This window comes from Lactobacillus amylolyticus DSM 11664 (assembly GCF_000178475.1).
Lineage (GTDB): Bacteria > Bacillota > Bacilli > Lactobacillales > Lactobacillaceae > Lactobacillus > Lactobacillus amylolyticus.
This window is the reverse complement of the sequence record NZ_ADNY01000011.1, coordinates 38499-52369: the sequence shown is the minus strand read 5'-3', so window position 1 is coordinate 52369 and position 13871 is coordinate 38499. Positions and strand designations below refer to the sequence as shown.

General features: G+C 36.9%; 15 protein-coding genes. 5 read left to right on the top strand and 10 right to left on the bottom strand.

Annotation, left to right across the window (positions count from 1 at the left end; translation table 11 throughout):
* Window position 1: 1 nt before the first annotated feature.
* The 4 genes from rsmD to typA all read right to left on the bottom strand — a co-directional run bounded on the left by rsmD (window position 2) and on the right by typA (window position 4001).
* Window positions 2-550 (bottom strand): 16S rRNA (guanine(966)-N(2))-methyltransferase RsmD, encoded by a 549-nt coding sequence (gene rsmD, locus HMPREF0493_RS01315; RefSeq protein ID WP_006351445.1) that lies wholly within the window; start codon window positions 548-550, stop codon window positions 2-4.
* Entirely contained in the window at window positions 547-882 is a 336-nt protein-coding gene (locus tag HMPREF0493_RS01310; RefSeq protein WP_006351444.1) for a DUF2129 domain-containing protein, read from the bottom strand. The genes rsmD and HMPREF0493_RS01310 overlap by 4 nt, the downstream gene beginning before the upstream one ends.
* Window positions 879-2063, bottom strand: coding sequence for an FtsW/RodA/SpoVE family cell cycle protein (locus HMPREF0493_RS01305; protein WP_040456838.1), 1185 nt, complete (start codon window positions 2061-2063; stop codon window positions 879-881). The genes HMPREF0493_RS01310 and HMPREF0493_RS01305 overlap by 4 nt, the downstream gene beginning before the upstream one ends.
* A 96-nt stretch (window positions 2064-2159) precedes the next feature.
* A complete protein-coding gene (gene typA, locus HMPREF0493_RS01300; RefSeq protein ID WP_006351442.1) occupies window positions 2160-4001 on the bottom strand; it encodes a translational GTPase TypA in 1842 nt (613 codons plus the stop codon).
* A gap of 249 nt (window positions 4002-4250) precedes the next feature.
* Here typA and def point away from each other — a divergent pair, with 249 nt between their 5' ends.
* From def to HMPREF0493_RS09240, 5 genes are all read left to right on the top strand, one after another.
* Entirely contained in the window at window positions 4251-4805 is a 555-nt protein-coding gene (gene def / locus HMPREF0493_RS01295) for a peptide deformylase (RefSeq protein WP_040456835.1), read from the top strand.
* Between the two features lie 380 nt (window positions 4806-5185).
* Window positions 5186-5407, top strand: a complete 222-nt coding sequence (locus tag HMPREF0493_RS01290) for a DNA-dependent RNA polymerase subunit epsilon (RefSeq protein ID WP_006351440.1) — start codon at window positions 5186-5188, stop codon at window positions 5405-5407.
* Between the two features lie 5 nt (window positions 5408-5412).
* Window positions 5413-7092, top strand: a complete 1680-nt coding sequence (gene rnjA, locus HMPREF0493_RS01285; RefSeq protein WP_006351439.1) for a ribonuclease J1 — start codon at window positions 5413-5415, stop codon at window positions 7090-7092.
* A gap of 248 nt (window positions 7093-7340) precedes the next feature.
* Window positions 7341-7742 carry a diacylglycerol/lipid kinase family protein gene (locus HMPREF0493_RS09245; RefSeq protein WP_006351438.1) on the top strand — a complete coding sequence of 134 codons (402 nt, stop codon included), beginning with the start codon at window positions 7341-7343 and terminating at the stop codon, window positions 7740-7742.
* A 17-nt stretch (window positions 7743-7759) separates the two neighbouring features.
* Window positions 7760-8089 carry a diacylglycerol/lipid kinase family protein gene (locus HMPREF0493_RS09240; protein ID WP_006351437.1) on the top strand — a complete coding sequence of 110 codons (330 nt, stop codon included), beginning with the start codon at window positions 7760-7762 and terminating at the stop codon, window positions 8087-8089.
* Between the two features lie 32 nt (window positions 8090-8121).
* Here HMPREF0493_RS09240 and HMPREF0493_RS01275 read toward each other — a convergent pair whose 3' ends face one another.
* From HMPREF0493_RS01275 to HMPREF0493_RS01250, 6 genes are all read right to left on the bottom strand, one after another.
* The gene (locus HMPREF0493_RS01275) at window positions 8122-8499 is read right to left on the bottom strand and encodes a DUF1828 domain-containing protein (RefSeq protein WP_006351436.1); all 378 of its coding nucleotides are present in this window, start codon (window positions 8497-8499) and stop codon (window positions 8122-8124) included.
* A 32-nt stretch (window positions 8500-8531) separates the two neighbouring features.
* Window positions 8532-9146 (bottom strand): hypothetical protein, encoded by a 615-nt coding sequence (locus HMPREF0493_RS01270; protein WP_040456833.1) that lies wholly within the window; start codon window positions 9144-9146, stop codon window positions 8532-8534.
* Between the two features lie 114 nt (window positions 9147-9260).
* Complete coding sequence (gene recD2, locus HMPREF0493_RS01265; protein WP_006351434.1) at window positions 9261-11615, bottom strand: SF1B family DNA helicase RecD2; 2355 nt, start codon at window positions 11613-11615, stop codon at window positions 9261-9263.
* Window position 11616: 1 nt separating this feature from the next.
* On the bottom strand, window positions 11617-12255 hold the full coding sequence (locus tag HMPREF0493_RS01260) for a tetratricopeptide repeat protein (RefSeq protein WP_006351433.1): 639 nt from the start codon (window positions 12253-12255) through the stop codon (window positions 11617-11619).
* 1 nt (window position 12256) lies between these two features.
* On the bottom strand, window positions 12257-12916 hold the full coding sequence (locus tag HMPREF0493_RS01255) for a histidine phosphatase family protein (protein ID WP_040456830.1): 660 nt from the start codon (window positions 12914-12916) through the stop codon (window positions 12257-12259).
* A gap of 47 nt (window positions 12917-12963) precedes the next feature.
* Window positions 12964-13791 carry a Cof-type HAD-IIB family hydrolase gene (locus HMPREF0493_RS01250; RefSeq protein ID WP_040456828.1) on the bottom strand — a complete coding sequence of 276 codons (828 nt, stop codon included), beginning with the start codon at window positions 13789-13791 and terminating at the stop codon, window positions 12964-12966.
* Window positions 13792-13871 lie beyond the last annotated feature (80 nt).

Genomic DNA, 13871 nt, shown 5'->3' with positions numbered 1-13871 from the left:
TTTAATCCTTTCGGTAAATTCTGACAATGGTTTTGCCCAAATGATGGTCTTTAATCAAAGTAAAACCAGCGATTTCTGGCAAAATAGTTTGATCATCAGTTTCGGCAACAACAATTGCGCGCTCATTTAAAAGATTATTATTCAGCATCTCAATCATATCGGACTTCATTTTCTGTTTAGCATATGGCGGATCCAAAAAGACCAAATCAAATTTTTTACCGCTTTCAGCGAATTTTTTTAATGCCACTTTGCTTGGCATTTTAAAAACAGAGAACTTATCTTCTTCTTTCGTTAAAGCAACGTTCTTCTTGATTATCTCAACAGCAGCGTAATTAATATCAACTAAAGTTGCATGACTATACCCGCGAGAAACAGCTTCAATTCCTAATGCTCCACTGCCCGCATACAAATCCAGTACTTCACCGCCGTTAAAAAATTGACCTAAAGAATTAAAAAGTGATTCCTTAACTTTATCACTAGTAGGTCTGGTTTTTCGACTTTTTAAAGTAAATAAATTACGCTTTGCATATTTGCCTGATATGATTCTCACTTCAACAAATCCTCATTTTTTGATTGTAATTTTATCTCAGCTTCTTTAGCCATATCTGCAATCTGCTGTTCGATATGACTGCTGCTTAAATCAACGTCTTCTTCATCAGAAAATTCAACTCGCTCAACAAAATCTAAATGAGCCAATTCATTTTTTACTTTATTTGCTTCTTCACTATCTAGGTAAAGTACGCAATATTTCATCTTCTTAGAAAAATAGACAATATCGCCATATTTTCTCAGCTTATATTGATCGCCAACATTGTACAAGTAGATCAATAAGCAAGTACGCTGCTGCAAACCGGCTCCTTTCAATTCTTCATCGATGCTCATGCGACTGTCTCATCTTCCTCCTTCTTAATTTTTTCATTGGTTGAAATATTCAGTACTAATGCAATACAGCAAGTCAAAACAATCATAGATGAACCACCATAAGAAATAAACGGCAGCGTAACCCCCGTGATCGGCAATAAACCAACTACAGCACCGATATTAAAGAGTGATTCAGTGAAAATAATTGTCGTGACACCGAAGCAAACTAGAGCGTTGAACTGCGAGGTAGCATGGATACCAACCTCCATAATATTCCACATTAAGTAAAATAATAATCCAATTATAAGAATAGCTCCAATTACTCCAAGTTCTTCTGCGGTAATCGATAAAATGAAATCAGTATATGGTTCTGGCAAATATCCCCGTTTTTCCATACTGTTTCCTAACCCTACGCCAAAGAGTCCGCCATTATGAATTGCATAATAAGAGTTTACCAACTGGGCACCGCCCTTACGTTCCAATTCAAAGGGATGCAAAAAGGAAAGTAGTCTTTGAAATTGATAACTGGTTTGCAAAAATTTAGGATTCCAGAAAATAACTAGGAAAAAGACTGCAAAAACAGCGATTACGATTGCAATCAACCAGCGAATAGCTAGAGAAGTTGGAATACCAGAAACAGAAAACATTACCAATGCAATCACGAATAAAATTGCTGTTCCCCCAAAATCTGGTTCAACGATGACCAAAGCCATCATAATTGCAGTCATTAAAGCAGGGTGAACTAAATTTGACCAAATATGTCCTTTCACTAATTTGCCATCGCGTCGATCTAAGACATAGGCTAAATAAAGAACAAGCGAAAGCTTAGCTACTTCAAGCGGCTGCAAGTTAATGAAACCTAAATTTATCCATCCAACAGCCCCATTAACGGCAGCGCTTGAGCCTTTAACAATTTTTAATCCAACCAAGAAGGCCAGCATAGCCAAACTAATCAACAGGAAGTACATAACAAACTTTTTATTCTTGAAAACTTCCAATTTTAAAGCAAAAAATGGAATTCCAAATATGAAAAAGGCTACGGCAGCGTAAATTGCTTGTTTAATTCCATATGTTGAAGGTTTAAAACCATTTTGCAACAAAATGTCAGAACTAGCTGAGTAAACTAAGATCACACCCATAATCACTAAAAGCAAATATGGAATAAAAATATTGTAATTCAGATAATGTATTTTTCGACGCACCGCTGCCGTCTCCTTTTTAAATAAATATGCTTGTTTAATTATAAAACAAAAAAGCCAACACCGCATAACAGTGATGGCTTTTGTTCAAATCTTTAATTAAGCGCGGTTACGTCTCTTGTCTGCCTTTTGACGCTCTGAAGTGTTCAAAATCTTCTTACGAAGACGAATTGACTTAGGAGTTACTTCACAGTATTCATCATCGTTCAAGAATTCGATAGCTTCTTCCAAAGTCATCTTCTTTGGAGTCTTAATGGCAGCTGCGTGGTCTTTACCTGAAGCACGGGTGTTAGTTAAGTTCTTACCCTTAGTTACGTTAACTGCGATATCACGTTCACGAGAAGATTGACCTACGATCATACCTTCGTAAACTTCAACACCGGCACCAATGAACAATACACCACGTTGTTCAACTGATTGAAGTGCGTAAGTAGTTGATTGACCTTGGTTGATTGAAACCAAAGCACCGTTACGACGGCCTGGTTCCCAGTTCTTAATCATTGGTTTGTATGAGTCAAAGCTGTGGTTCAAAATACCATAACCACCAGTTTGTGACATAAATTCGTTATTGTAACCAATTAAACCACGTGAAGGAACAAGAAATTCCAAACGAGTTTGCCCATTTCCTATTGCTTCCATGTTTTGCATGGTACCTTTTCTTTGTGAAAGTGAGTCAATAACGCCACCCACGTATTCATCTGGAGTATCAACTTGAACAGCTTCAAATGGTTCACACTTGACGCCGTCGATTTCACGATAAATTACCTTAGGACGTGAAAGTTGTAATTCAAAGCCTTCACGACGTAATTCTTCAACCAAAATTGAAAGGTGAAGTTCACCACGACCAGAAACAGTCCAAGCGTTTAATTGGTCAGTTGGTTCAACCTTTAATGAAACATCAGTACGAGTTTGGCGAATCAAACGATCTTCAAGCTTTTTAGGAGTTACTTGGTCACCTTCACGACCAGCAAATGGTGAATCATTAGCAACAAAGTCCATTTGAAGTGTTGGTGGATCAATCTTAAGAAGAGGCAAAGCTTCTGGGTGATCAGCTGAAGCAATCGTTTCACCAACATAGATATCGTTAATACCACTAATAGCGATAATGTCGCCTGCTTTAGCTTCTTTAATTTCATTACGCTTTAAACCGAAGAAACCAAACAACTTAGTAACACGGAAGTTTTGCGTTGAGCCATCACGCTTCATAACAGTGATGTTGTCGCCAACCTTTACCTTACCACGGTAAATACGACCAACACCGATACGACCTACGTAGTCATCCCAATCAAGCATAGTAATTTGGAATTGAAGAGGTTCGTCTGAATTATCAACTGGGGCTGGAATATTCTTGATAACAGTATCAAAAATAGGATCCATAGTATGTTCTTGCTTTGCTGGATCTGGATCATAAGATGAAGTACCGTTCAAAGCTGAAGCATATACTACTGGGAAGTCAATCTGTTCATCATTAGCTCCTAATTCAATAAAAAGTTCAAGAACTTCATCCAAAACTTCCTTAGGACGTGCACCTGGACGGTCAATCTTGTTTAAGACAACGATTGGCTTAACACCAGCTTCGAGAGCCTTTTTCAAAACGAAACGAGTCTGTGGCATTGGACCTTCGTATGCATCAACAAGCAAAAGAGCTCCGTCAACCATGTGCATGATACGTTCTACTTCACCACCGAAGTCGGCGTGTCCTGGCGTATCCAAAATGTTGATAGTAGTATCCTTGTACTTAACAGCAGTATTCTTTGACAAAATAGTAATACCACGTTCACGTTCAATAGCATTTGAGTCCATTGCACGATCTTCCAGATTCATGTGTTCTGGCAAAGTATCGGATTGCTTCAATAATTGGTTAACCAAAGTAGTTTTACCGTGGTCAACGTGGGCAATAATAGCGATATTTCTAAGATCGTCTCTTCTTTTTTCTGACAAAAGTATTCCTCCCCATCTTCAATAAAAAAACTGTGACCCGGTCACAGTTTCGGTAGCGCATTACGCTTTATCGAAGTGCATTTCTATCTGTATAGTTACGTCTTGTAATTTTACCACCTAAGCTTATGGTGGTCAACGTTTAAGACTAATTTTGCATTTTATCTTTTTTATTGGCAAAAATTAGCCATTGCTTATTAATTTATGGTAAAAATAATATTGAGACAAAATGATTATAAAGGAGATATCAAATTGATTTTAATGAAAGATATTACGCGTGACGGAAATCCCGTTTTACGTAAAGTTGCGCAACCACTTACTTTTCCACTTAGCGATCATTACAAGCAATTAGCAAAAGATATGATGGAATATTTAATTAATTCACAAGATCCTAAAATTGCTGAAAAACATCAACTTCGTGCCGGCGTTGGTTTGGCCGCTCCTCAAGTCGATGAAAGCGTGCAAATGGCTTCCTTGCTTGTTCCAGATGACAAGGGAAACATTCTTTTTAAAGAAACGTTTGTAAATCCAGAAATTATTTCTGAGTCTGTCAGAAAAGTTTGTTTAAGTGAAGGTGAAGGCTGCTTAAGTGTTGATAAAGAAATTGATGGTTACGTTCCTCGTCCAGATAAATTAACTATTCACTATTTCACTGTAGATGGTGAAGAAAAAACAATTCGCTTAAAAGACTATCCTGCAATTGTTGCCAGTCATGAAATTGACCACCTTAACGGTCACCTTTTTTACGATCGGATCAACAAGCAAGACCCATTCCATTTGGACGAAAACACCATCGTCATTTCTTAATATGTTATTTTTAAGACAATAAAATAACAAGGCACTAACCAATGATTTAGGTCAGTGCTCTTTTAGATTAAAAATTTCATAAAGAAAAAAGCCGCTGGATGACTGAGCCAACAGCTTTTTTGCTTATGTAGGAATTAAGAAGATCGAAGAGGCTTCTTTGTTTCAAGTAAATGAGTTATAAAAGGCATTTACCATGTCTTATGGTAGTCCTTTTGTTATTTATAGTCAACATATTCTCTGTTTTAAAAAAAGTCATAACACTTAGCTTGTTTCTATACTTACCTTATTAATTATGATAAAATTTTTATTAGCTATGGAATATTTTTTATAAATATTCATTTTGAGAACGTTTTTTACAATAAATTAAGGAGATTATAAATATGATCTACAAAGTTTTGTATCAAAAAGACAAGATTGTTAACCCACGTAGAGAAACAACACAAACTCTTTACATGGAGGCAGACAACCAAGTCGAAGCAAGAACATTGGTTGAGGATAATACCCCCTACAACATTGAACTCATCCAAGAATTAACTGGAAACTCTTTAAAGTACGAAAAAGAACACGCTGATTTTAAATTAACGTCGTTCGATAAGAAGTAATAAGAGTGCGAATAAAAAATAATGAAGTTGCCGTTTTCGCCATCGGGGGTCTGCACGAAATCGGTAGAAATATGTACTGTGTCCAATACCAAGATGAAATTATTATCATGGATTGTGGCATTAAGTTTCCCGAAGACAATTTACTAGGTATCAATTATGTTATTTCTGATTATTCCTACCTGGTTAAAAATCGTAAAAAGATTAAAGCACTAGTTGTTAGTCACGGACATGAAGACCACATCGGAGGCATTCCATTTTTATTGGAAAAAATTCCTGAAATTCCTGTTTACGCAACTCCATTTGCTTTAGCTTTAATCAAAGGCAAGTTAGAAGAACACGGTATTTTGAATACAACTGAGCTTCATGAAGAACATGAAGATACAGTTTTAAAATTCAATAAATTAAGTGTTTCCTTCTTTAGAACTACTCACTCTATTCCTGACACTTTGGGAATTGCTGTTCATACTCCACTTGGAGTAGTAGTCTTTACTGGTGACTTTAAGTTTGACTTAACACCAGTAATGGATCAGCCGGCTCCAGACTTTCAAAAAATGGCCAAGCTTGGCGATGAAGGCGTCCTAGCTTTATTGTCTGATTCAACCAACGCCGAAGTACAGCAATTTACTAAGTCTGAAAGATTTGTTGCTAAATCTTTACATGACATGATCACTGGAATTAAAGGCAGAATCATTTTTGCTACCTTTGCTTCAAATCTTTACCGTGTATCAACAGCTATTCAAGCTGCAATTGATACTGGCAGAAAAGTTGCCATATTTGGTCGAAGCATGGAAAATGGCGTACAAAATGGGATTGATTTAGGCTATCTTAATTTGCCTGAAGGTTTGATTGTCGATGCGGATGAAATTAATCATACGCCACCTGAAAAGGTAATGATTTTATGTACTGGATCACAGGGTGAACCATTAGCTGCCCTATCCAGAATTGCTAATGGTACTCACCGTCAAATCAGTTTACAGCCTGATGACACAGTTATCTTTTCATCTAACCCAATTCCAGGAAACACATTAAGCGTTAACCACTTAATTAACAAGTTAATGGAAGGTGGCGCACATGTAATTCATGGTCGTGTAAACAACGTCCACACTTCTGGACATGGTGGTCAAGAAGAATTAAAGATGATGGTTCGGTTAACTAAACCTAAGTACATGATTCCTGTTCACGGTGAATACAGAATGCAGGTTATTCATACCGAACTTGCACAAGAAGCTGGCGTTCCAGCTGACAACACATTTGTTTTATCAAATGGTGAAGTAGTCTGCTTTGGGCCTGAAGGAGCAAGAATTGCTGGTCATATTCCAGCTGGTGATGTCTATGTTGATACTTCAGGTAAAGCAGATGTAGGCAACGTAGTTGTTCATGATCGACAAATTCTATCTGAAGAAGGATTAGTTGTAGCTGTTGCTACTGTCGATTATAAACATAAGCGCGTTTTAGCTGGACCTGATATTTTAAGTCGTGGATTTGTTTATATGCGCGAATCTACTGAATTAATTAGTCAGGCACAAAAACATGTTTACCACGTTCTCAGAAATGAAATGGCTAAAACGGATAAGCCTAAAGATAGCGATATTCGTAAGGCAATTATTGAAAACCTTTCTGACTTTTTATATTCCAAGACAGAAAGAAGACCGATGATTTTACCAATGATTGTTGAAAAGAAATAAATTTAAAAGAAGCCCGCAAGGGTTTTCTTTTTTTTAGAAAAACAAGTCAAAAATGCAAAATATTAAAAAATACATTTACTTTTGAATCCCGTGGCGGGCAATGGCCAAGCTTGTGAGACTTTTTCCGAGCTTAGCAAAGTTTTGCAGGAGAAGCTCCTACCCTTTGATTACCAATAAGCAATTATTCTGGAGAATTAATCAGCTTAGCTAAAAACTATGGCAACCTCGCCCATCTAGAAAATGAAATTTTGATTGTTATTGGCGGAGATGGATCTTTAAACGAAATTCTCAATGGAATTAAAACTTCAAATCATCCCGAAACGCCAATTACCTATCTCCCTGCTGGTTCTGGCAATGATTTTGCACGTGCTGCTCATTTATCAAAAAAGCCGGAAGAATTGGTAAATCGACTTTTACAAAATTTAGATTATCATCCAGTTGACTGTGGCAAGTTTATTTCTTCGTTAAAAAACAACCGACCATATTATTTTGTAAATAATTTTGGGATTGGGTTTGATGCTTTTGTCATATACAGCAGCAATCATCAAAAAATGAAGGAAAAATTGAATAAGCTTCATCTCGGCAATTTAATTTACGCGTCTAATATTATTATGTACTTTGCCGACAGGACACTTTCTCCGTCAAAGTAACAAAGGACAATCATATATTGCAATACGATGATGTCTACTTTGTCACTACCACAAATCATCCATATTTTGGCGGTGGATTTGCAATTTTGCCTTCAGCTAACATTCACAGCCATCATTTAGATGTGGTCGTTGTTCAAAAGCCGAGTTTGCATAAGTTTATTCGCCTTTTTGCTAAATTGTTAAAGGACGGCTCTCATGTTTATGATCCGCATTTTCATGACATTGCCGGCAGTAAAATTGATATTGTCACTTCTAAGCTAGAATATGACCAAATTGACGGCGAAGATCAAAAAAAGCAAAAATTCAAAGTTGCATTTCAAATTGACTCATTTAATCTAAGACAATAAAAAGCTTGGTTATTTTATAACCAAGCTTTTTTTTAACCCAAATATGATATTGCCAATTGAAGCTGTGATAATTTAACAATCGCTTGCGCTAAATTATCTTGATCGGTTGTTACCGAGATTTCACAATGCTTTTCATCATAATCAAAACCGGCCCCTATCGCAATTGCTTCTGCTGTTTCATAAAGTTCTTGATCGCTTGCACCTGGATCCAGTTTAAAAAGCATTCGGCCCTCATCGCTAATTTGATACAAATTATCAACCTGTTTAACAAAGCAATAAATCGTGTCACCATAAGAATCAATTTCAGTTGTCGCCACTTCAAAGATATCTGAACTAACCGGAATAACAGCGGTATTTCTTGCAACCCAATTGCCAAGTTCACTTTGAATAAATTCTGCTTTAAGCTTCACCTTTTGTTCGCACTCCTTAAAAATATTTTGCTCTAACCTGCTTCTTCCAAAATATGTTTTAACTCAACCGCATCATAATATGGAATAATGATTTCGCCATTTTCGTCTTCTTCAAGCTCAATTTGCTGGCGTAATTTTCGATATTGTTCTTGATGCGCTTTACCTATTAGTTGTAAAAACTTCTTTTCGGCAATTCCATATTTTTTAAAACCACTCTTTAAGTAATTATTCGGAAAGACATCCCTAAAATCTGTCAATTCATAATAAGGTTCACCATCATTGCCAAAGTATTTTATTTCGATATTTTCTAATTCAATAAAAGCCCCTAATTGCTTCGAAATTTCTGGCAGCATCTGCGCTAATTCGGAGATGGTTTTCCCTGTTCTTTCTTTTTTAGCTTGCGGATGCAACTTCAACCAAGCTTTACGTAATTCATTTCTATCTGTCCGCAAAGAAATAATCTCTTTAATTTTGGCTAAAGTATTCGTTTGCTTCTTCTTAGCTTGACGCCACTTTAATTCTCCTAGCATTTGTCGATATTCAGGGCGAAGCGGCTGCTTAACTACATTCCAAATAAAGTAGAGCTTATCTGTTGAATATTTAGATAAATCTTCATCGTGCCATTTTAATTCATAATATGAACTCATTGCAATTCTTCTTTTCCCAAAACAAAAGCCCCAAGCTAAACTTAGGGCGAATAACATTGGACTTTGACTCTAACATCTAATATTTTAACTTATTTTACTGGCTTTTAGAATCGATTAACGAGCTTTTAAGCTAATATCCTGCATCCCAATCATTGGATCAATTTCACCTGAATAGATTTTTTCTTTAGTTAAAATATAATCTTCTTGTTCTGCTGATTTTGGTGGCAGCTTTTTTGCAGTTTTTGCAGCATCATCATTTGACTGATCAACTTTCAGTTCTTTTTGCAACTTTGCAGTTAAGCCGGTCTTTCGATCATTGCCAGGAGTATTTAAAGCCGTAATATATGCTCGCGGCTCACCTACTAGCACGAGATTCTTCTCCGCTCGCGTAATTGCTGTATAAAGAAGATTTCTTTTTAGCATGACGTAATTTTGCATAGTTAAATTCAAAACTACCAGCGGAAACTCAGACCCTTGTGATTTATGAATAGTAATTGCGTAAGCCCGTGTCAAATCAGACAGGTCTTTTTTATTAAATTCAACCTCACGTTCATCAAAATTGGCAATCAAACATTTATCGGAACTGTGATCATCAATGCCGACGACTTTACCAATCTGTCCGTTGTAAATGTCTTTTTCAGGATTGTTCTGCAGCTGCAAAACTCGATCACCAATACGGAAATTTTCGTTATGAGCCTCAACCTGTTTGCTTTTGGCTTTTGGTGGATTCATAATTTCCTGCAAAATATCATTCAAATTAATAATGCCACCATTGCCGTGATACATTGCACCGAGGACTTGAATATCATCTTTAGAAAACCCCCGTTTTAACGCCAATTCGACAATTTGTCCGACAGCTTCGCCGACTAATTGCGGCTGACAAGGGATAAATGAATAGTTTTTGGTTTTCTTGAACAGCTCATCCTGATTTTTGCCGTCATTTACGTCATGGGCTAAGGTAATAATCGTCGAATCATCGCCTTGACGGTGAATTTGTTTCAAAATCGTTGTTGGAAAAGCATGTGATTTGATCAGATCACTAAAAACATTCCCAGCTCCGACTGATGGCAGCTGATCCTTATCTCCAACAAAGACGATATGCCGAGTTTGATTGATGCTAGAGACCAATTGCTTAAACAGGAACATGTCAACCATTGACATCTCATCAATAATTAAAATTTCTCCATTCAATTCGTTGAGTTCGGCTTCATCAGTTTCGCCAATTCCTAGACCAAGCAACCGGTGAATAGTTTTTGCAGCAATGCCGGTGATTTCACCCATTCTTTTAGCTGCTCTGCCTGTTGGTGCAGCTAGTAAAAACGGTGGGTCTTCACTGTATAATGCAGAAGCTGGAATATCGGCCAACTGCCGTAAAGACAGCAAGATACCGTTAATAATCGTTGTTTTTCCAGTTCCGGGACCACCTGTCAAAATCGAAACTGGATTATTCAAAGCATTTTTGATTGCAGCCTTTTGTGTATCATCATACTTGATTTTTAACTTTTTTTCGGCTTCTTCAATAGCATCTTCCATCTCGCTATCAGAGTATGTTTCGTCATGCTGGTCTTGCCGGCGTTGTACTAAATTTTTTAGCGTTCGGGCAATATTTACTTCAGTTTCATAAATATTAGATATAGCTACATTTTCACCATCAACGACAACTTTACCGTTCTTTTGCAGCGTATTTACTTCTTTAGCAATTGGATCAAAGGCCGAAATATCAAGCATTTTACTGCTTTCAGTTAACAATTCAGCTAATCCAACATAAGTATCGCCACTGCTGGTTAAAGCATCAATTAAAACTTGATAAACTGCCCCTTGGATTCTCTTAGGATCATCGGCCTTAATATTTAATTCACGACCAATGATATCTGCCGTTTTAAAGCCATAGCCTTGCACTTCAGCAATCGCTGCATAGGGATTTTGCTGCAGCTTTTTTAAGGCCTCGCCATGATAGAACTGATATAGACGAGTGGCAACCTTCTTCTTAACGCCATATTGGGCTAATTTTAAAATTATCTCTGAAAAGGAGTCCATTGAATTAATTCCTGATAAAAGACTGTCCTTCTGCTTTTGCGTTAAGGCCAAGGTATCGATCTTAGCAGGATTATTTTTCAAAACATCCAAGGCATTAATTCCAAGTTCATCAATAATTTTTCCTGCTGCTTTTAAGCCGATGCCAGGAAATTTGTTTGAACTTAAATATTTGGTCAAACTGCCTTCCTCATGTGGCATCACTTGTTGATAGCTATCTGAACGAAATTGCAGGCCAAATTTGTCATGCATAATCAGGCGACCATCAAATTGATAGCGTCCTGCAATCTGGATTTCGCCAAAGCTGCCGGTGACCTTTATTTCATCACGAGGATAGCCTTCAAGTTTGCCAAGTATTTCTACATCAAGGATTTTGAACATATCCTGATCATTTTCAAAGACAATGCCGTTGACTTTTCCTGTAAATTTAACCATTTTAATTGTCCTTGCCGCTTATTAAGCCTAGTAAATTACCATATTGCTGCTGCGTTTCTTGATAATATTTTGGATCCATTTGTTTTGCCTGAGCAAAATACTTTTCTGCTTGATCACGATTATCAGCGAATAAACTAACTCCTAAAAGAAAATAAACTTTTGCTGTTCTTTTTTCTTCTGGAATTTTTAGATAGCTTGTCTCAGCCTGTTTTAAATTGCCTAGACTAAGCCAAATATCGCCAATCAGTTCTAAAACTCGCTCGTCAATTTTTTTGATGGTTAATGCATATGCAAGTGCCTTTTGACCCTGTCCCAGTTTTAAATAAACTAGTGCTTTTTGATATAAAGTCAAATCATCATTTTCAATTTGATCAAGCAAAGCCAAAGCTTTATCAAAATCACCTTGACTGTAATAACAAACAGCCAGATTATAGTAGAGCTCTTGAGGCTTTTTTACCAAATGTTCAGCCTGTTCAAGCAGCTTTTGTGCTTGATCGCTGCTGCCCTGCTCAAGCAAGTATGTCGATAACTGCAAATAGTTTTCAACATTTTGCGGGTGATCATCAATTTTTTTAATTAATAAGTGAATGGCGCGGTCAACTTTGCCCGCGTCATATAAGTCTGCTATTTTTTTATCCATTTTAAAGTGAATCAGTTTTTGAAAGTTTTCTTCCTAAATAATCCGTCTCATTCCAGATTACCGAATGGAAAGTTTTGCCACCATCTTTAGTCTCCAGAACCGTCAAACTGGTGTTGCTCAAGCCGCCACGTTTACGTACGTCTTTTAAAGGATAGCCTAATAAACCACCCATGATTGCTGATAAAGCAGCACCATGACTAACTGCCAAGATTTTATCGTCATCTTCTGGAAAGCGCTGAGCCATTTCTGTAGCAAAATCTTTGCCGCGTGCAATAACATGTTCGTAGGTTTCGCCATGCAATTCTCGTGGATCGTATTGATCAGGATGATGCCAAAAGTTATCAATTTGTTTAGGATACTTTTTGGCAGCATCGTCGAACTTCATGCCTTCTATATCGCCCAAATTGAACTCACGCAAGCGTTCATCAATCACTACTGGCAACTTAGCGTTCATTGCATCATCTATGCCCTGAGCCGTATTAAAAGCTCTTTGAAGAGGACTAGCAAAAATACCACGAAACTTGGTGCCTTTTAAATACTTTCCAAGTTTTTGGATATCTTTTAGACTTTGGGGCAATAGGGGTGAATCTCCGTGACCACCTTGAAAGCGACTGGCTAAATTCCATTCAGTTTTTCCATGACGAACAAAATAAATTTGCATAATTTTTATCTCCTTAGAGACCATTGTAGCAAAAATATGACTTAAGTTTAATCCTTAGCTGACTTTAAAATAAACCGTTCAATTGCTTCGCCAACCCCGCCTTGATTGTTATTAGCTGCAGTAATAAAATCACAGTCCTTTTTCATATCAGGAACGGCATTTTGCATCCCAATTCCTAAACCAGCAGCTTGAATCATTGACAGATCATTCCAGTTATCACCAAGCGCCATTGTTTCTTCAGGCTTAATGCCAAGCTTATCAGCTAACCAGATTAAACCGGTACCCTTATTGATGCCAGCATGATTTAATTCCAAAAATCTGTTAGATGAATATGAAACATCTAAATCAGCGGTTTCGTTTTTGATCTTATCTGCTACTTCATGAAGATAGTTCATATTTTGATTGCCATAAATCATCTTGGCAATTTTTTCACCTTTTAAGAAGCTAAGATCAGTTTGATCATCAATCTTTTCAACAGGATGACGTACTTTCATATAATCAAATTCATCATCGCTAGCATGGTACAAGTATACTTTTTCCTTAGTATAAACGTGAATGCAGACGTCAAAGTTCTTGCCAATATTAAATAACTCTTCTGCCTTCTTAAAAGGGATGCCAGTAAATTTTAAAATCTGATTATCCTTGTTTTCACTAATGCAGCCACCATTAAAAGAAATCACGTATTCATCAGCCTTATTGTACAAGTTCAACTCTCTTAAAATATTAGCAATTGCAACATAGCCTCTGCCCGTTGCCGGAACAAATTTTACTCCTAGTGACAGTGCCTTTTTGATTGCCTCGCGGTTACGTTCACAAATTGTTGAATCATCACTGATTAAGGTTTCATCAAGGTCACAGGCAATAAGTTTATACATCATTGATTTCCTTTCTCACATATTGGTCTATACAATATTAGTTTACCATCAAAATTTTTCTTTAAAAAAAAACAGAGATA

Coding starts and splice junctions, on each gene's coding strand:
- HMPREF0493_RS01270 (WP_040456833.1), bottom strand. CDS start 9,146: ATGAGTTCATATTATGAATTAAAATGGCACGATGAAGATTTATCTAAA.
- HMPREF0493_RS01250 (WP_040456828.1), bottom strand. CDS start 13,791: ATGTATAAACTTATTGCCTGTGACCTTGATGAAACCTTAATCAGTGAT.
- HMPREF0493_RS01255 (WP_040456830.1), bottom strand. CDS start 12,916: ATGCAAATTTATTTTGTTCGTCATGGAAAAACTGAATGGAATTTAGCC.
- HMPREF0493_RS01290 (WP_006351440.1), top strand. CDS start 5,186: ATGATCTACAAAGTTTTGTATCAAAAAGACAAGATTGTTAACCCACGT.
- HMPREF0493_RS01260 (WP_006351433.1), bottom strand. CDS start 12,255: ATGGATAAAAAAATAGCAGACTTATATGACGCGGGCAAAGTTGACCGC.
- HMPREF0493_RS01310 (WP_006351444.1), bottom strand. CDS start 882: ATGAGCATCGATGAAGAATTGAAAGGAGCCGGTTTGCAGCAGCGTACT.
- recD2 (WP_006351434.1), bottom strand. CDS start 11,615: ATGGTTAAATTTACAGGAAAAGTCAACGGCATTGTCTTTGAAAATGAT.